Origin of the sequence: Parabacteroides sp. AF21-43, assembly GCF_003635435.1 — a bacterium.
GTDB classification, from domain to species: domain Bacteria; phylum Bacteroidota; class Bacteroidia; order Bacteroidales; family Tannerellaceae; genus Parabacteroides; species Parabacteroides distasonis.
In genome coordinates, this window is record NZ_QTMG01000001.1 from 73893 (window position 1) to 88701 (window position 14809).

Annotated in this window: 28 protein-coding genes; all 28 read left to right on the forward strand. The window is 42.7% G+C overall.

Annotated elements, in window-relative coordinates; all coding sequences use genetic code 11:
* Positions 1–22 precede the first annotated feature (22 nt).
* The 28 genes from fusA to rpsK are packed head-to-tail and all read left to right on the forward strand — an operon-like array spanning position 23 to position 14727.
* Entirely contained in the window at positions 23–2149 is a 2127-nt protein-coding gene (gene fusA / locus DWX84_RS00330) for an elongation factor G (protein ID WP_009017971.1), read from the forward strand.
* A 22-nt stretch (positions 2150–2171) separates the two neighbouring features.
* On the forward strand, positions 2172–2477 hold the full coding sequence (gene rpsJ, locus DWX84_RS00335; RefSeq protein WP_005853961.1) for a 30S ribosomal protein S10: 306 nt from the start codon (positions 2172–2174) through the stop codon (positions 2475–2477).
* A 19-nt stretch (positions 2478–2496) separates the two neighbouring features.
* Entirely contained in the window at positions 2497–3114 is a 618-nt protein-coding gene (gene rplC / locus DWX84_RS00340) for a 50S ribosomal protein L3 (protein ID WP_005853963.1), read from the forward strand.
* The gene (gene rplD / locus DWX84_RS00345; RefSeq protein ID WP_005853966.1) at positions 3114–3743 is read left to right on the forward strand and encodes a 50S ribosomal protein L4; all 630 of its coding nucleotides are present in this window, start codon (positions 3114–3116) and stop codon (positions 3741–3743) included. The genes rplC and rplD overlap by 1 nt, the downstream gene beginning before the upstream one ends.
* A gap of 11 nt (positions 3744–3754) precedes the next feature.
* Positions 3755–4048, forward strand: coding sequence for a 50S ribosomal protein L23 (gene rplW, locus DWX84_RS00350; RefSeq protein ID WP_005853968.1), 294 nt, complete (start codon positions 3755–3757; stop codon positions 4046–4048).
* 8 nt (positions 4049–4056) lie between these two features.
* Positions 4057–4881 (forward strand): 50S ribosomal protein L2, encoded by an 825-nt coding sequence (gene rplB / locus DWX84_RS00355; protein ID WP_005853970.1) that lies wholly within the window; start codon positions 4057–4059, stop codon positions 4879–4881.
* A 20-nt stretch (positions 4882–4901) separates the two neighbouring features.
* Entirely contained in the window at positions 4902–5171 is a 270-nt protein-coding gene (gene rpsS, locus DWX84_RS00360; RefSeq protein WP_005634738.1) for a 30S ribosomal protein S19, read from the forward strand.
* A 52-nt stretch (positions 5172–5223) separates the two neighbouring features.
* Entirely contained in the window at positions 5224–5634 is a 411-nt protein-coding gene (gene rplV / locus DWX84_RS00365) for a 50S ribosomal protein L22 (RefSeq protein ID WP_005853972.1), read from the forward strand.
* 7 nt (positions 5635–5641) lie between these two features.
* Positions 5642–6376, forward strand: a complete 735-nt coding sequence (gene rpsC / locus DWX84_RS00370; RefSeq protein WP_005853974.1) for a 30S ribosomal protein S3 — start codon at positions 5642–5644, stop codon at positions 6374–6376.
* A gap of 20 nt (positions 6377–6396) precedes the next feature.
* Positions 6397–6831 (forward strand): 50S ribosomal protein L16, encoded by a 435-nt coding sequence (gene rplP, locus DWX84_RS00375; protein WP_005853976.1) that lies wholly within the window; start codon positions 6397–6399, stop codon positions 6829–6831.
* Positions 6832–6836: 5 nt separating this feature from the next.
* The gene (gene rpmC / locus DWX84_RS00380; RefSeq protein WP_005853979.1) at positions 6837–7034 is read left to right on the forward strand and encodes a 50S ribosomal protein L29; all 198 of its coding nucleotides are present in this window, start codon (positions 6837–6839) and stop codon (positions 7032–7034) included.
* 9 nt (positions 7035–7043) lie between these two features.
* A complete protein-coding gene (rpsQ, locus tag DWX84_RS00385; protein WP_005853980.1) occupies positions 7044–7301 on the forward strand; it encodes a 30S ribosomal protein S17 in 258 nt (85 codons plus the stop codon).
* Position 7302: 1 nt separating this feature from the next.
* The gene (rplN, locus tag DWX84_RS00390) at positions 7303–7668 is read left to right on the forward strand and encodes a 50S ribosomal protein L14 (protein ID WP_005853982.1); all 366 of its coding nucleotides are present in this window, start codon (positions 7303–7305) and stop codon (positions 7666–7668) included.
* Positions 7669–7687: 19 nt separating this feature from the next.
* A complete protein-coding gene (gene rplX, locus DWX84_RS00395; RefSeq protein ID WP_005853984.1) occupies positions 7688–8008 on the forward strand; it encodes a 50S ribosomal protein L24 in 321 nt (106 codons plus the stop codon).
* Positions 8008–8565, forward strand: a complete 558-nt coding sequence (gene rplE / locus DWX84_RS00400) for a 50S ribosomal protein L5 (protein WP_005853986.1) — start codon at positions 8008–8010, stop codon at positions 8563–8565. The genes rplX and rplE overlap by 1 nt, the downstream gene beginning before the upstream one ends.
* 6 nt (positions 8566–8571) lie before the next feature.
* Positions 8572–8841 carry a 30S ribosomal protein S14 gene (gene rpsN / locus DWX84_RS00405; protein WP_005853988.1) on the forward strand — a complete coding sequence of 90 codons (270 nt, stop codon included), beginning with the start codon at positions 8572–8574 and terminating at the stop codon, positions 8839–8841.
* A 58-nt stretch (positions 8842–8899) separates the two neighbouring features.
* Positions 8900–9295, forward strand: coding sequence for a 30S ribosomal protein S8 (rpsH, locus tag DWX84_RS00410; RefSeq protein WP_122377378.1), 396 nt, complete (start codon positions 8900–8902; stop codon positions 9293–9295).
* A gap of 16 nt (positions 9296–9311) precedes the next feature.
* Positions 9312–9863 carry a 50S ribosomal protein L6 gene (gene rplF / locus DWX84_RS00415; RefSeq protein WP_005853990.1) on the forward strand — a complete coding sequence of 184 codons (552 nt, stop codon included), beginning with the start codon at positions 9312–9314 and terminating at the stop codon, positions 9861–9863.
* Positions 9864–9884: 21 nt separating this feature from the next.
* Complete coding sequence (gene rplR, locus DWX84_RS00420; protein ID WP_005853992.1) at positions 9885–10229, forward strand: 50S ribosomal protein L18; 345 nt, start codon at positions 9885–9887, stop codon at positions 10227–10229.
* Positions 10229–10747, forward strand: a complete 519-nt coding sequence (gene rpsE, locus DWX84_RS00425; RefSeq protein WP_008773758.1) for a 30S ribosomal protein S5 — start codon at positions 10229–10231, stop codon at positions 10745–10747. The genes rplR and rpsE overlap by 1 nt, the downstream gene beginning before the upstream one ends.
* A gap of 17 nt (positions 10748–10764) precedes the next feature.
* A complete protein-coding gene (rpmD, locus tag DWX84_RS00430) occupies positions 10765–10941 on the forward strand; it encodes a 50S ribosomal protein L30 (protein ID WP_005853996.1) in 177 nt (58 codons plus the stop codon).
* A 29-nt stretch (positions 10942–10970) separates the two neighbouring features.
* Entirely contained in the window at positions 10971–11417 is a 447-nt protein-coding gene (gene rplO, locus DWX84_RS00435) for a 50S ribosomal protein L15 (protein WP_005853999.1), read from the forward strand.
* Positions 11418–11420: 3 nt separating this feature from the next.
* A complete protein-coding gene (gene secY, locus DWX84_RS00440) occupies positions 11421–12761 on the forward strand; it encodes a preprotein translocase subunit SecY (protein WP_005854004.1) in 1341 nt (446 codons plus the stop codon).
* 4 nt (positions 12762–12765) lie between these two features.
* Positions 12766–13551, forward strand: coding sequence for a type I methionyl aminopeptidase (map, locus tag DWX84_RS00445; RefSeq protein ID WP_005867121.1), 786 nt, complete (start codon positions 12766–12768; stop codon positions 13549–13551).
* A 10-nt stretch (positions 13552–13561) separates the two neighbouring features.
* Positions 13562–13780: a translation initiation factor IF-1 gene (gene infA, locus DWX84_RS00450; protein WP_005854007.1), complete on the forward strand. Its 219-nt coding sequence runs from the start codon at positions 13562–13564 to the stop codon at positions 13778–13780.
* A 13-nt stretch (positions 13781–13793) separates the two neighbouring features.
* On the forward strand, positions 13794–13910 hold the full coding sequence (ykgO, locus tag DWX84_RS00455) for a type B 50S ribosomal protein L36 (protein WP_005645768.1): 117 nt from the start codon (positions 13794–13796) through the stop codon (positions 13908–13910).
* 35 nt (positions 13911–13945) lie between these two features.
* On the forward strand, positions 13946–14326 hold the full coding sequence (rpsM, locus tag DWX84_RS00460) for a 30S ribosomal protein S13 (protein ID WP_005854010.1): 381 nt from the start codon (positions 13946–13948) through the stop codon (positions 14324–14326).
* 11 nt (positions 14327–14337) lie between these two features.
* Entirely contained in the window at positions 14338–14727 is a 390-nt protein-coding gene (gene rpsK, locus DWX84_RS00465) for a 30S ribosomal protein S11 (protein WP_005634781.1), read from the forward strand.
* Positions 14728–14809: the final 82 nt, after the last annotated feature.

Below are 14809 nucleotides of genomic sequence, written 5' to 3' on the forward strand. Positions count from 1 at the left end.
TTTTTAAGGCAATAAAAAGAATATGGCAAACAACGATAAGCAATTGATGTTCACTAGGAACATCGGTATCATGGCTCACATTGACGCTGGTAAGACAACGACTTCTGAACGTATCTTGTTTTACACAGGTTTGACACACAAGATCGGTGAGACTCATGATGGTACTGCTACAATGGACTGGATGGCGCAGGAGCAGGAGCGTGGTATCACGATTACTTCCGCTGCTACGACTACATTCTGGAACTATTTGGGCAACCGTTATAAAATCAACTTGATTGACACTCCGGGACACGTAGACTTCACGGTTGAGGTTGAACGTTCTCTTCGTGTATTGGATGGTGCTGTTGCTACATTCTGTGCCGTAGGTGGTGTTGAGCCCCAGTCTGAGACTGTATGGCGTCAGGCTGATAAATATAATGTGCCTCGTATCGGTTACGTTAACAAGATGGACCGCTCGGGTGCTAACTACTATGAGGTAGTACGCCAATTGAAGGACGTATTAGGAGCTAATCCTTGTCCGATCCAGATCCCTATCGGAGCTGAGGAGACTTTCAGGGGTGTTGTCGACTTGATCAAGATGAAGGCTATCTTCTGGCACGACGAGACTATGGGTGCCGAGTATAGCGTAGAGGAGATCCCGGCAGACTTGCAAGCTGAGGCTGAGGAATGGCGCGACAAGATGCTTGAGGCTTTGGCTGAGTGCGACGACGCTATCATGGAGAAATACTTCGATGATCCTTCTACGATCACGGAAGAGGAGATCATGGTTGCTATCCGCAAGGGTACGTTGGCTATGCAGATCAACCCGATGACTTGTGGTTCTTCTTTCAAGAACAAAGGTGTACAGACTTTATTGGATGCAGTTTGCGCGTTTTTGCCTTCTCCTGAAGATACTCCGGCTATCGAGGGTACGGATCCTTCAGATCCTGATAAAATAATCACTCGTAAACCTTTGTTCGAGGAGCCGTTGACGGCGTTGGCATTTAAGATCGCTACCGACCCGTATGTAGGTCGTTTGTGCTTCTTCCGTGTATACGCAGGTTCTATCAACGCTGGTTCTTATGTGTTGAACACTCGTTCCGGAAAGAAAGAGCGTATCTCCCGTTTGTTCCAGATGCACTCTAACAAGCAGAACCCGATGGAGGTGATTGGTTGTGGTGATATCGGAGCAGGTGTTGGTTTCAAGGATATCCGTACAGGTGATACGCTTTGCGACGAAAACCATCCGATCACATTGGAGTCTATGGAATTCCCGGAACCGGTTATCGGTATCGCAGTAGAGCCTAAGACTCAGAAAGACATGGATAAGTTGGGTATGGGCTTGGCTAAGTTGGCCGAGGAGGATCCTACTTTCCGCGTACAGACAAACGAGGAGACAGGTCAGACCGTTATTAGCGGTATGGGTGAGCTTCACTTGGATATCATCATCGACCGTTTGCGTCGTGAGTTCAAGGTTGAATGTAACCAAGGCCGTCCGCAGGTTACTTATAAGGAGGCTATCACGCAGCCGGTTGAGCTTCGCGAGGTTTACAAAAAGCAATCTGGAGGTCGTGGTAAGTTCGCAGATATCATCGTTCGTATGGAGCCGGCAGACGAGAGCTTCGAGGGTACTTTGCAATTCATCGATGAGGTGAAGGGTGGTAACATTCCTAAGGAATTCATCCCGTCCGTACAGAAAGGTTTCGAGAAGGCTATGAAGAACGGTGTGTTGGCTGGTTATCCGCTTGACAAGTTGAAAGTGACTTTGATCGATGGTTCTTTCCACCCGGTAGACTCAGACCAGTTGTCTTTCGAGATCGCTGCTATCCAAGCGTTCAAGAACGCTTCCGCTAAGGCAGGTCCTGTATTGATGGAGCCGATCATGCAGATGGAGGTTGTTACTCCAGAAGAGAGCATGGGTGACGTTATCGGTGACTTGAACAAGCGTCGTGGACAAGTTGAGGGTATGGAGACTAGCCGTACGGGAGCTCGTATCGTGAAGGCTAAGGTTCCATTGGCTGAGACATTCGGTTATGTGACAGCTTTGCGTACGATTACTTCAGGTCGTGCTACATCTTCAATGCAGTTCTCACACTACGCTCAAGTATCCTCTTCTATCGCTAAGCAAGTATTGACAGAGGTGCAAGGTCGCGTTGATTTGATCAAATAATATTTAGAAACATATAATAAATATGAGCCAAAAGATCAGAATTAAATTGAAGTCTTACGATTATTCTCTGGTAGACAAGTCTGCCGAGAAGATCGTAAAGACGGTAAAGGCTACAGGTGCTATCGTTAGCGGTCCTATACCTCTTCCTACGCACAAACGTATCTTTACAGTGAACCGCTCTACTTTCGTTAACAAGAAATCTCGTGAGCAGTTCGAACTCTCTTCTTATAAGAGATTAATCGATATCTATAGCTCAACTGCGAAGACAGTTGACGCTTTGATGAAGCTAGAATTACCTAGCGGTGTAGAAGTAGAAATTAAAGTGTAAGTTTTTAACAATTAGTGAAATGCCAGGATTATTAGGAAAAAAAATCGGAATGACATCCGTTTTCAGTGCCGAGGGAAAAAATCTTCCATGCACTGTTATCGAAGTGGGTCCTTGTGTGGTTACACAGATCAAGACTTTGGAGAAAGATGGCTATGAAGCTGTACAGTTGGGTTTCCAAGAGAAGAAAGAGAAGCACACGACACAGCCTGAGATGGGTCACTTCAAGAAAGCCGGTGTAGCACCTCAAAGACACTTGGCCGAGTTCAAGAATTTCGAAACTGAGTACAAGTTGGGTGACGTGATCACTGTAGACTTCTTGGAAGACGCAGGTTTCGTGGATGTAGTGGGTACATCAAAGGGTAAAGGTTTCCAAGGTGTAGTAAAACGTCATGGTTTTGGTGGTGTAGGTCAGACTACTCACGGTCAGCATAACCGTGCTCGTAAGCCGGGTTCTATCGGTGCTTGTTCTTACCCCGCAAAGGTATTTAAGGGCATGCGAATGGGCGGCCAGATGGGTAACGAACGTGTAACCGTTCAGAATCTTCAAGTGATCAAGGTAATGCCGGAACACAACCTTTTATTGGTAAAGGGATCTGTTCCAGGAGCAAAAGGTTCAATCTTATTAATTGAAAAGTAATGGAACTGAGCGTATTTAATATTAAAGGTGAAGATACCGGAAGAAAGGTAACTTTGAACGATGCGATCTTCGGCATTGAACCCAACGATCATGCTATTTACTTGGACGTAAAGCAGTATTTGGCAAATCAACGTCAGGGAACGCATAAGTCTAAAGAGAGAAGCGAAGTATCTGGTAGTACACGTAAGCTGATCCGTCAGAAAGGTGGTGGTGGCGCACGTCGTGGTGATATCAACTCTCCGGTGTTGGTTGGTGGTGGCCGTGTATTCGGTCCGAAGCCTCGTGATTATGAGTTCAAGCTGAACAAGAAAGTAAAATCTTTGGCTCGTAAGTCAGCATTGAGCTACAAGGCAAAGAACAATGCGATTGTTGTCGTAGAGGATTTCACAATGGAAGCTCCTAAGACTAAAGAATTTATAACAATTGCTAAAAACTTGAAAGTGGCTGATAAAAAGTTACTTATGGTTTTACCGGAGAAGAATAATTTAGTATATTTGTCCGCTCGAAATTTAGAGAAGGCAAGTGTAATAACTGCTTCTGAACTAAATACATACGCTGTGTTAAACGCTGTTAATTTGGTTTTAACGGAAAGTTCAGTCGCTGTTGTTGAACAAAATTTTAAAGCATAAGGAGTAGAATAATGGGAATTATTATTAAGCCTATAGTAACTGAGAAACAAACAGCGATCACAGAGAAATTTCCGAATCGCTATGGTTTTCGTGTTTCTCCTGATGCCAACAAATTGGAGATAAAGAAAGCTGTAGAGGACATGTACAGTGTTACAGTAGTTGATGTTAACACCATCAACTACTCTGGAAAGCGTAAAAGCCGTTATACAAAATCAGGTATCATCAACGGCAAGCAAGCTGCTTTCAAGAAAGCGATCGTAACGTTGAAAGAAGGAGAAACAATTGATTTCTTTAGTAATATCTAAAAAGAGAAATGGGAATACGTAAATTAAAGCCCACGACACCGGGGCAGAGACACAAAGTTATTGGTGCATTTGATAAAATCACTGCAAGTACACCAGAGAAGTCTCTTGTAGTAGGTAAGAAGAGTACAGGTGGACGTAACAACACTGGTAAGATGACAATGCGTTATATCGGTGGCGGTCACAAACAAAAGTACAGAATTATCGATTTCAAGAGAAACAAAGATGGCATTCCTGCGACAGTAAAGTCTATCGAGTATGATCCTAACCGTTCATCTCGTATCGCTTTGTTGTATTACGCTGACGGAGCAAAGAGCTATATCATCGCTCCGAACGGATTGGAAGTTGGCCAAACAGTGGTTTCAGGTAGCGACGCCGCTCCTGAGGTAGGTAATACTTTGCCTATGGCAAATATTCCCGTTGGTACTATTATTCACAATATTGAGCTTCGTCCTGGACAGGGTGCCAAAATGGTACGTTCCGCAGGTGCATTCGCTCAGCTGACTTCAAAGGAAGGCGCTTATGCGATTATTAAGATGCCTTCTGGTGAAACTAGAAAGATTCTTGCGGCTTGTAAGGCTACAATTGGCGCAGTTGGCAACTCAGACCATGCTCTTGAAAAATCAGGTAAGGCCGGTCGCTCTAGATGGTTAGGTCGTCGTCCTCGTAACCGTGGTGTTGTTATGAACCCGGTTGATCACCCAATGGGTGGTGGTGAAGGTCGTTCTTCCGGAGGTCATCCTAGATCCCGTAATGGCTTATATGCTAAGGGCTTGAAGACTAGAGCTCCTAAGAAGCATTCTTCAAAGTATATTATTGAAAGAAGAAAGAAATAATCTGATTAATTAAGTAAACTATGAGTCGTTCGCTAAAAAAAGGCCCGTATATTAATGTAAAGCTTGAGAAGAAAGTTCTGGCAATGAATGAGTCAGGAAAGAAAGCCGTAGTTAAGACATGGGCAAGAGCTTCAATGATTTCGCCTGATTTCGTAGGCCATACTATTGCAGTTCATAATGGAAATAAATTTATTCCTGTTTTCGTAACCGAGAATATGGTAGGTCACAAGTTGGGAGAGTTCTCACCGACACGTACTTTCCGCGGTCACGCCGGTAACAAGAAGAAATAATATCGGTAGTAACAGGAATTCAGGAATCTGAAAATAAAAAGAATCGAATAAAATGGGTGCTAGAAAAAGAATATCAGCTGAAGCAAGAAAAGAAGCCCAAAAGACCATGTATTTCGCGAAGTTGAACAATGTTCCTACCTCTCCTCGTAAGATGCGTTTGGTAGCAGACATGATTCGCGGTATGGAAGTATTCCGTGCGCTTGGTGTTTTGAAGTTTTCTAACAAGGAAGCTGCAGCAAGAGTAGAAAAATTGCTTCGTTCAGCAATCGCAAACTGGGAACAGAAAAATGAACGTAAAGCAGAAGCAGGAGAGTTATGCGTATCTTCAATCAGCGTTGATTGCGCTACTACGTTGAAGAGAATGCGTCCGGCTCCTCAAGGAAGAGGTTACAGAATTCGTAAACGCTCGAACCACGTAACTCTGTTTGTTGATACACTTAGTAAAAACGATAGTCAAAATTAATTTGTAGATGGGACAAAAGGTTAATCCGATTAGTAATCGTTTAGGAATTATCCGTGGTTGGGATTCCAATTGGTATGGCGGTAAGAATTACGGGGATACTTTGCTGGAAGATAGCAAAATCCGTAAATATTTGAATGCCCGTCTTGCAAAAGCTAGTGTATCTCGTATCGTTATTGAACGTACGCTTAAGTTGATCACGATCACTGTTTGTACGTCACGTCCGGGTATCATCATCGGTAAAGGTGGTCAGGAAGTTGATAAGTTGAAGGAAGAGTTGAAGAAGATCACTGATAAAGAAGTGCAGATCAACATCTTCGAGGTGAAGAGACCTGAATTGGACGCTGTTATCGTAGCAAACAACATCGCACGTCAGCTTGAAGGTAAAATCGCATATCGTCGCGCGGTAAAGATGGCTATCGCCTCTACCATGAGAATGGGCGCCGAGGGTATAAAGATTCAAATCTCTGGTCGTTTGAATGGTGCTGAAATGGCTCGTTCGGAAATGTATAAGGAAGGAAGAACTCCGTTGCACACTCTTAGAGCAGATATCGACTATGCTTTGGCTGAGGCCTTGACAAAAGTTGGTTTGCTGGGTGTTAAGGTTTGGATCTGCCGTGGTGAGGTTTATGGCAAGCGCGATCTTGCTCCTTCTTTCACTGCTGCCAAGGAGACAGGCCGTAGAAACGACAATGCCGGTGGCAACAGAGACAAGAACTTCAAGAGAAAAAGAGCTAATCGTTAAACGTTAGAATTTAAGTAGAGATGTTACAACCAAAGAAAACCAAGTTCAGAAGACAGCAGAAAGGTCGCATGAAGGGCGAAGCTCAACGTGGCAACCAGCTGGCCTTCGGTTCTTTTGGAATAAAGTCATTAGAGAATAAATGGATTACCGGTCGTCAGATCGAGGCTGCCCGTATCGCCGTTACACGTTATATGCAACGTCAGGGTCAGGTTTGGGTTCGTATCTTCCCGGATAAGCCAATCACGAAGAAGCCTGCAGAGGTTCGTATGGGTAAAGGTAAAGGTAATCCTGAGGGATTTGTTGCGCCTGTTACTCCGGGTCGTCTGATTTTCGAGATCGAAGGTGTTCCCTTTGATATCGCTAAGGAAGCGTTGCGCCTTGCCGCACAAAAACTTCCGGTTACAACCAAGTTTGTTGTGAGACGTGATTATGACATGCAAAATCAAAATGCGTAATTGTTATGAAGATTGCAGAAATTAGAGAACTAAGCACGAAAGAGTTGCTAGAGAGAGTAGATGCAGAGGTTGCGGCCTATGATCAGAAGAAGATTAACCATAGCATCTCGCCTATGGATAATCCTTCTCAGATTAAACAGCAACGCAGATTGATTGCGCGCATGAAAACAGAATTGCGCCAGAGAGAACTTAACAACAAATAATTGAGCCTGATGGAAACTAGAAATTTAAGAAAAGAAAGAACGGGCGTGGTAACGAGCAACAAGATGGATAAAAGCATCACGGTTGCCATTAAATGGAAGGAAAAACACCCCATTTATGGAAAGTTCGTTAATAAGACGAAGAAATATCATGCTCACGACGAAAATAACGAATGCAACATTGGCGATACCGTAAAGATTATGGAGACTCGTCCTTTGAGCAAGACTAAAAGATGGAGATTAGTTCAAATAATCGAAAGGGCTAAGTAAGATGATACAACAAGAATCAAGACTAGTAGTAGCAGATAACAGTGGAGCTAAGGAAGCTTTGTGTATCCGTGTTTTGGGCGGTACGAGAAAGCGTTATGCCACTGTAGGTGATGTGATCGTAGTAGCAATCAAAAGCGTAATCCCAGCTAGCGACGTTAAGAAGGGTGCTGTTTCTAAGGCTATCATCGTTCGTACTAAGAAAGAGATCCGCCGTCCGGATGGTTCTTATATCCGTTTCGATGATAACGCTTGCGTATTATTGAATGCCGGTGGCGATATCCGTGGTAGCCGTATCTTCGGTCCGGTTGCCAGAGAGCTTCGTGCAACAAACATGAAAATTGTATCACTTGCACCTGAAGTGCTTTAATCTCGTAAAATTTAAAGTAATGAGTAAATTACATATCAAAAAAGGCGATATAGTATTTGTTAATGCCGGCGAGGACAAAGGTAAGACAGGTCGTGTTTTACAGGTACTTGTAAAAGATAATCGTGCGATTGTCGAAGGTATTAATGTGGTATCAAAGCATACCAAGCCTAATGCGAAGAATCCTCAAGGAGGAATCGAAAAGAAGGAAGCTCCTATTCATCTTTCTAACCTTAACGTGGTTGACCCGAAATCTGGTAAAGCTACACGTATCGGCCGTAAGTTGAATGAGAAGGGTGCTTTAGTGCGTTATTCTAAAAAATCAGGGGAGGAAATTAAGTAATGAGCAATACTGCCAGTCTTAAGAAAGAATACCAAGACAGAATTGTTCCTGCCTTAACGAAGGAGTTCGGTTACAAATCCGTGATGCAGGTACCTGTTTTGAAGAAAATCGTGATTAATCAGGGATTAGGTATGGCTACGGCTGACAAGAAGATCATCGATATCGCTATCAGCGAGTTGTCTACGATCACCGGTCAAAAAGCTGTCGCTACCGTATCTAAAAAGGATATCTCTAACTTTAAGTTGCGTAAGAAGATGCCGATCGGTGTGATGGTGACATTACGTCGTGAGCAGATGTACGAGTTCTTGGAGAGACTTGTTCGTGTCGCTCTTCCTCGTATCCGCGACTTCAAGGGAATTGAGAGTAAGTTAGACGGAAGAGGCAATTATACACTCGGTATTCAGGAACAAATCATTTTTCCTGAAATAAATATCGATAATATTACCAAAATATTGGGAATGAATATTACCTTTGTGACCTCTGCGAAAACAGACGAAGAAGGTTATGCTCTTTTGAGAGAATTTGGATTGCCTTTTAAAAACGGAAAAAAAGACTAAGTAGTTATGGCTAAGGAATCAATGAAGGCCCGTGAGGTTAAAAGAGCAAAGCTTGTTGCTAAGTATGCCGCTAAAAGAGCTCAGCTTAAGGCAGAAGGTAACTATGAGGCTTTGCAGGCTTTACCTAAAAATGCTTCTCCTGTACGTTTGCACAACCGTTGCAAGATTACAGGACGTCCGAAAGGGTATGTACGCCAGTTCGGTATTTCTCGTATCCAATTGCGTGAAATGGCATCTAATGGTTTAATCCCGGGTGTAAAGAAAGCAAGTTGGTAAGAGTTTTTTTAGTTTAAATATTGTCCGGGTGGCCGGATCAATTTAATTAATTATTTATATGACAGATCCTATTGCAGATTATTTGACAAGATTGCGTAACGCAATCAAAGCGAAGCACAGAGTTGTTGAGGTGCCGGCGTCAAATTTAAAGAAAGAGATCACTAAGATCCTTTTCGACAAGGGCTACATTCTTAATTTTAAGTTTGTAGAGGATGGTCCTCAAGGTACGATCAAGATCGCCTTGAAGTATGACCTAGTAAACAAAGTTAATGCGATTAAGAAACTTGAGAGAGTTTCTACGCCCGGTTTGCGTAAGTACACTGGTTACAAAGAAATGCCGAGAGTATTGAATGGTTTAGGTATTGCTGTTCTTTCTACTTCTAAAGGTGTGATGACTGACAAAGAGGCCTGCGATCTGAAGATCGGTGGCGAGGTATTATGTTACGTTTATTAATTAGGAGGGAAGAAGAATGTCAAGAATAGGAAAATTACCAATTCATGTACCGGCTGGTGTTACAGTTACAATTAAGGATAATGTAGTAACAGTTAAAGGCCCTAAAGGTGAACTTGTACAGGAAGTGAATCCTGATATTAACGTTACTTTGGAAGACGGAGTTATCCATTTAACAAGACCTACTGATGATAAGAATCATCGTGCGTTACACGGTTTGTATCGCTCTTTGATCAACAACATGGTTGTTGGCTGCTCAGAGGGATATAAGAAGGAGCTTGAGTTAGTAGGTGTTGGTTACCGTGTTTCAAATACAGGTCAGTTATTGGATCTTTCTTTAGGTTATACTCACAATATCTATTTGCAGTTGCCGAAGGAAGTGAAAGTTGAGACGAAATCTGAGAGAAATAAGAACCCTCTTATTATCCTTGAATCGGCTGACAAACAATTATTAGGTCAGATTTGTGCGAAGATCCGTTCATTCAGAATGCCTGAACCGTATAAAGGTAAGGGTATTAAGTTCGTGGGTGAAGAGATTCGTAGAAAGTCTGGTAAGTCAGCAGGTAAGTAATCTACGTAAACTGAAATTATCATGACAACGAAGCTAGAAAGAAGATTAAAAATAAAAGCAGGCGTACGCGGCAAAATCTCAGGAACTACTGAGCGTCCGCGCCTGACTGTGTTTAGAAGCAACAAGCAAATCTACGCACAGGTGATAGATGATACTACAGGCAAGACTTTAGCCGCTGCTTCATCTTTGAAATTAGATGTTAAGGCTCCGAAAAAGGAGATCGCTGCTAAGGTTGGTGAATTAATCGCTAAAGGCGCTCAGGAAGCTGGCGTTCAGACAGTGGTTTTCGACCGTAATGGTTACCTGTATCACGGGAGAATTAAAGAATTAGCAGATGCTGCACGTAACGGCGGCCTTAAATTTTAATGAAGATGGCAAATAATAGAGTTAAATCGACCAACGACTTAGAGTTGAAGGACAGACTGGTTGCAATCAACCGTGTAACTAAGGTTACAAAAGGTGGACGTACATTCAGTTTTGCTGCTATCGTTGTAGTAGGAAACGAGGATGGTATCGTTGGCTGGGGATTAGGTAAAGCCGGTGAGGTAACGACAGCTATCGCTAAAGGTGTAGAAGCAGCTAAGAAGAACTTGATCAAGGTTCCGGTACACAAAGGTACGATCCCTCACGAACAATTAGCTAAATTCGGTGGTGCTCAAGTGCTGATTAGACCGGCATCTCACGGTACCGGTGTTAAGGCTGGTGGTGCTATGCGTGCCGTATTGGAGAGCGTAGGTATTACAGACGTTTTGGCAAAATCTAAAGGTTCTTCCAACCCTCATAACTTGGTGAAAGCTACTATCGCTGCGCTAGGTGAGTTGAGAAGCCCGTTCGATGTTGCTCAGAACAGAGGTGTTGCTGTTGAAAAAGTATTTAGAGGTTAATTAGGGAGGATAAGTTTATGGCGACTATTAAAGTAAAGCAAGTTAAAAGTAGAATTAAATGCCCGAAAGACCAAAAGAGAACGCTTGACGCACTAGGGCTGAGAAAGATGAACCAGATTGTAGAGCATGAAGCTAATCCGGCGATCTTAGGTATGGTTGAGAAAGTGAAACATTTGGTTTCTGTAGAAAAGTAATAATTGGTTGAAAAAATAAATTATACGATATGAATTTATCAAATTTAAAACCGGCTGAAGGATCTACCAAGACCAGAAAAAGAATCGGACGTGGTCCGGGTTCAGGATTAGGCGGAACTTCAACAAGAGGTCATAAAGGTGCCAAGTCTAGATCTGGCTACAAGAACAAGATTGGTTTCGAAGGTGGTCAGATGCCTATTCAAAGACGTTTGCCTAAATTCGGTTTCAAGAATATTAACCGTGTAGAATATAAAGCTATTAATATCGATACTTTGCAACAAATGGCAGAGGCTAAGCAATTGACTAAGATTGGTATTAATGAATTGATGGAGGCTGGTTTCATCTCTTCTTCTCAAGTGGTTAAAATTCTTGGTAACGGTAGCTTGACCGCTAAGTTAGAGGTTGAGGCTCACGCTTTCTCTAAGAGCGCAGAGGCAGCTATCCAAGCCGCAGGTGGAACAGTCGTTAAACTCTAAGTCATGAGAGCTGTTGAAACAATCAAGAATATCTGGAAGATTGAGGATCTGAGAAATCGGATCCTCACCACTCTTTTATTGGTGGCTATATACCGTTTTGGTACGTATGTAGTGCTTCCGGGTATCGATCCCAAAGCGTTGACCGCTTTACAGGAGCAGACAAGAGGCGGATTGCTTGCACTGTTGGATATGTTCTCAGGTGGAGCCTTTTCTAACGCATCTATTTTTGCGTTGGGAATCATGCCATATATCTCCGCTTCAATTGTTATGCAGTTGTTAGCCATCGCAGTTCCTTCTTTCCAAAAATTGCAGAGAGAGGGTGAGAGTGGCCGTAGAAAAATCAATCAGTGGACTCGTTACTTGACGATAGCGATCTTGTTATTCCAAGGTCCTACTTACTTGGTGAATTTAAGCGTTCAGCTTAAGGCTGCCGGCGCTGCTTTACCGGGTGGTATTTGGTTCACGATCTCATCTACGATCATCTTGGCTGCGGGAAGTATGTTTATCTTATGGCTAGGTGAAAGAATTACAGATAAAGGTGTTGGAAATGGTATTTCATTTATCATTTTAGTTGGTATTATAGCCCGTCTGCCGCACTCTTTGTTCCAAGAATTCGTTTCTAGAACAAGTGAGAAAACCGGTGGTCTGGTTATGTTCTTATTTGAGATGCTGTTCCTTTTGCTTGTTATCGCTGGTGCGATTTTATTGGTACAAGGTACTCGTAAGGTCCCCGTGCAATACGCAAAAAGGATTATCGGTAATAAACAATATGGTGGCGCACGTCAGTATATCCCTTTGAAGGTGAATGCCGCTAACGTAATGCCTATCATCTTCGCTCAGGCGATCATGTTTATTCCTATCTCAATTGTAGGTTTCTCTAGTACGGGAGAGCAGAGCGGTTTTTGGGCTGCTTTCATGGATAATACGGGATTTTGGTACAACTTCGTGTTTGCGGTGTTGATTATCCTGTTTACGTATTTCTATACGGCTATCACGATCAATCCGACCCAGATGTCAGATGATTTGAAGAGAAACAATGGTTTTATTCCGGGTGTGAAACCGGGTAAGAATACCAAAGACTATCTGGATACCATTATGGACCGTATTACTTTGCCGGGTGCTTTTTTCCTTGCGTTGGTTGCTATCATGCCCGCTTTCGCTAGAATTGCCGGTGTAAGTATGGAGTTCTCCCAATTCTTTGGTGGTACATCTTTGTTGATTTTGGTTGGTGTGGTGTTGGATACATTGCAGCAAGTTGAAAGTCATTTGCTAATGCGTCATTATGACGGTTTGTTGAAGTCAGGAAGAATTAAAGGCCGTACAGGCTCTGTTGCCGCTTATTAATAGAATGATCTATTTAAAGACAGATGAAGAGATTGAGTTGATGCGTGAGGCTAATCAACTGGTGGGTAAGACACTTGGCGAGGTAGCTAAGCATATTGTCCCCGGAGTCTCCACACTTCAACTTGATAAGATTGCGGAAGAGTTCATTAGAGATAATGGTGCTGTTCCGGCTTTTTTGGGATATGGTGGTTTCCCTAATTCAATATGTGCCTCAGTGAATGATCAGGTGGTGCATGGTATTCCTTCTTCTAAGATGATCTTGAAAGAGGGTGACGTGATCTCTGTGGATTGTGGGACGATATTGAATGGTTTTGTCGGTGACTCCGCTTACACTTTCTGTGTAGGTGAGGTTGCGCCGGAAGTGAAGAAATTGTTGAAAGCGACGAAGGATTCACTTTATTTAGGTATCCAATGTGCTGTTGAAGGTCACCGTTTGGGTGATATCAGTAATGCGATTCAGACTTATTGCGAGTCTCAAGGTTACTCTGTCGTAAGAGAGCTGGTGGGACATGGTATAGGTCGGAAAATGCATGAGGAACCGGAAGTGCCTAATTATGGCAGACGTGGATGCGGACCGTTATTGCGTAACGGAATGTGTATCTGCATCGAGCCGATGATCAACATGGGAAGCAAGAACGTTGCATTTGAGAAAGACGGATGGACGGTTCGCACAAAGGACAGAAAGCCTTCTGCTCATTTCGAGCATTGTATCGCTATACGTCCGGATGGTCCCCAGATCTTATCTTCATTTAAGTTTTTAGAGGAAGTTCTAGGAGAAAACGCAATTTAATTGGATTTATATGGCTAAACAATCAGCAATAGAGAAAGATGGAGTAATTGTAGAAGCATTGTCAAACGCGATGTTTCGTGTAGAATTGGAGAACGGACATGAAATTACCGCTCATATCTCAGGAAAGATGCGTATGCATTACATTAAGATCCTTCCGGGGGATAAGGTAAGAGTAGAAATGTCTCCGTATGATCTATCGAAAGGTAGAATTGCTTTTAGATACAAATAAAATTAAACACGATATGAAAGTAAGAGCATCTTTAAAGAAGCGTACACCTGAGTGCAAGATAGTAAGAAGAAAGGGTCGCTTATACGTAATTAACAAGAAAAATCCTAAGTATAAACAACGTCAAGGATAATTTATTATTTTTGCAAAATAATCTAAGTAAGTAATATGGCTATAAGAATAGTTGGTGTAGACTTGCCACAAAATAAAAGAGGAGAAATCGCTTTGACTTATATCTATGGTATTGGTCGTAGCGCTGCAAAATCCGTATTAGATAAGGCTGGGGTTGATCGTGATATCAAAGTTAAGGATTGGACAGACGATCAAGCCGCAAAGGTTCGTGAAGTCATTGGCGCTGAGTACAAGGTTGAAGGTGACCTTCGTTCAGAAGTTCAGTTGAACATCAAGCGTCTGATGGATATTGGTTGCTACAGAGGAGTTCGTCATCGCCTTGGTTTGCCTTTGAGAGGCCAAAGCACGAAGAACAACGCTCGTACTCGTAAGGGTAAGAAGAAAACTGTTGCAAATAAGAAAAAAGCTACTAAATAATAAGAGTTAATATGGCAAAGAAAACAGTCGCAGCAAAGAAGAGAAACGTAAAAGTTGACGCTTACGGTCAAGCTCATATTCATTCTTCTTTTAACAACATTATTGTGTCTTTAGCGAATAGCGAAGGACAAGTAATCAGCTGGTCTTCCGCTGGTAAGATGGGATTCAGAAGCTCTAAGAAGAATACTCCTTATGCAGCTCAGATGGCAGCACAGGATTGCGCTAAAGTAGCTTATGATCTTGGTTTAAGAAAGGTGAAAGTATTCGTTAAGGGTCCGGGTAACGGTCGTGAGTCCGCTATCAGAACGATCCATGGCGCAGGTATCGAGGTAACAGAAATCGTTGATGTTACACCGCTTCCTCATAACGGATGTCGTCCTCCGAAAAAGAGAAGAGTATAATTAATTATAGTTTCTTAAACATTGAATCCGGAATTGTGAATAGATTGCATATTGACCTTATCCTCTCTGTAATCGCGGCTGC

Coding starts and splice junctions, on each gene's coding strand:
- rpsM (WP_005854010.1), top strand. CDS start 13,946: ATGGCTATAAGAATAGTTGGTGTAGACTTGCCACAAAATAAAAGAGGA.
- rplV (WP_005853972.1), top strand. CDS start 5,224: ATGGGTGCTAGAAAAAGAATATCAGCTGAAGCAAGAAAAGAAGCCCAA.
- rpsK (WP_005634781.1), top strand. CDS start 14,338: ATGGCAAAGAAAACAGTCGCAGCAAAGAAGAGAAACGTAAAAGTTGAC.
- rplX (WP_005853984.1), top strand. CDS start 7,688: ATGAGTAAATTACATATCAAAAAAGGCGATATAGTATTTGTTAATGCC.
- secY (WP_005854004.1), top strand. CDS start 11,421: ATGAGAGCTGTTGAAACAATCAAGAATATCTGGAAGATTGAGGATCTG.
- fusA (WP_009017971.1), top strand. CDS start 23: ATGGCAAACAACGATAAGCAATTGATGTTCACTAGGAACATCGGTATC.
- rpsH (WP_122377378.1), top strand. CDS start 8,900: ATGACAGATCCTATTGCAGATTATTTGACAAGATTGCGTAACGCAATC.
- rpsQ (WP_005853980.1), top strand. CDS start 7,044: ATGGAAACTAGAAATTTAAGAAAAGAAAGAACGGGCGTGGTAACGAGC.
- rplR (WP_005853992.1), top strand. CDS start 9,885: ATGACAACGAAGCTAGAAAGAAGATTAAAAATAAAAGCAGGCGTACGC.
- map (WP_005867121.1), top strand. CDS start 12,766: ATGATCTATTTAAAGACAGATGAAGAGATTGAGTTGATGCGTGAGGCT.
- rplE (WP_005853986.1), top strand. CDS start 8,008: ATGAGCAATACTGCCAGTCTTAAGAAAGAATACCAAGACAGAATTGTT.
- rpmC (WP_005853979.1), top strand. CDS start 6,837: ATGAAGATTGCAGAAATTAGAGAACTAAGCACGAAAGAGTTGCTAGAG.
- rplW (WP_005853968.1), top strand. CDS start 3,755: ATGGGAATTATTATTAAGCCTATAGTAACTGAGAAACAAACAGCGATC.
- rpsJ (WP_005853961.1), top strand. CDS start 2,172: ATGAGCCAAAAGATCAGAATTAAATTGAAGTCTTACGATTATTCTCTG.
- rpmD (WP_005853996.1), top strand. CDS start 10,765: ATGGCGACTATTAAAGTAAAGCAAGTTAAAAGTAGAATTAAATGCCCG.
- rplN (WP_005853982.1), top strand. CDS start 7,303: ATGATACAACAAGAATCAAGACTAGTAGTAGCAGATAACAGTGGAGCT.
- rplD (WP_005853966.1), top strand. CDS start 3,114: ATGGAACTGAGCGTATTTAATATTAAAGGTGAAGATACCGGAAGAAAG.
- rplC (WP_005853963.1), top strand. CDS start 2,497: ATGCCAGGATTATTAGGAAAAAAAATCGGAATGACATCCGTTTTCAGT.
- ykgO (WP_005645768.1), top strand. CDS start 13,794: ATGAAAGTAAGAGCATCTTTAAAGAAGCGTACACCTGAGTGCAAGATA.
- rplF (WP_005853990.1), top strand. CDS start 9,312: ATGTCAAGAATAGGAAAATTACCAATTCATGTACCGGCTGGTGTTACA.
- rpsC (WP_005853974.1), top strand. CDS start 5,642: ATGGGACAAAAGGTTAATCCGATTAGTAATCGTTTAGGAATTATCCGT.
- rpsS (WP_005634738.1), top strand. CDS start 4,902: ATGAGTCGTTCGCTAAAAAAAGGCCCGTATATTAATGTAAAGCTTGAG.
- infA (WP_005854007.1), top strand. CDS start 13,562: ATGGCTAAACAATCAGCAATAGAGAAAGATGGAGTAATTGTAGAAGCA.
- rplO (WP_005853999.1), top strand. CDS start 10,971: ATGAATTTATCAAATTTAAAACCGGCTGAAGGATCTACCAAGACCAGA.
- rpsN (WP_005853988.1), top strand. CDS start 8,572: ATGGCTAAGGAATCAATGAAGGCCCGTGAGGTTAAAAGAGCAAAGCTT.
- rpsE (WP_008773758.1), top strand. CDS start 10,229: ATGAAGATGGCAAATAATAGAGTTAAATCGACCAACGACTTAGAGTTG.
- rplB (WP_005853970.1), top strand. CDS start 4,057: ATGGGAATACGTAAATTAAAGCCCACGACACCGGGGCAGAGACACAAA.
- rplP (WP_005853976.1), top strand. CDS start 6,397: ATGTTACAACCAAAGAAAACCAAGTTCAGAAGACAGCAGAAAGGTCGC.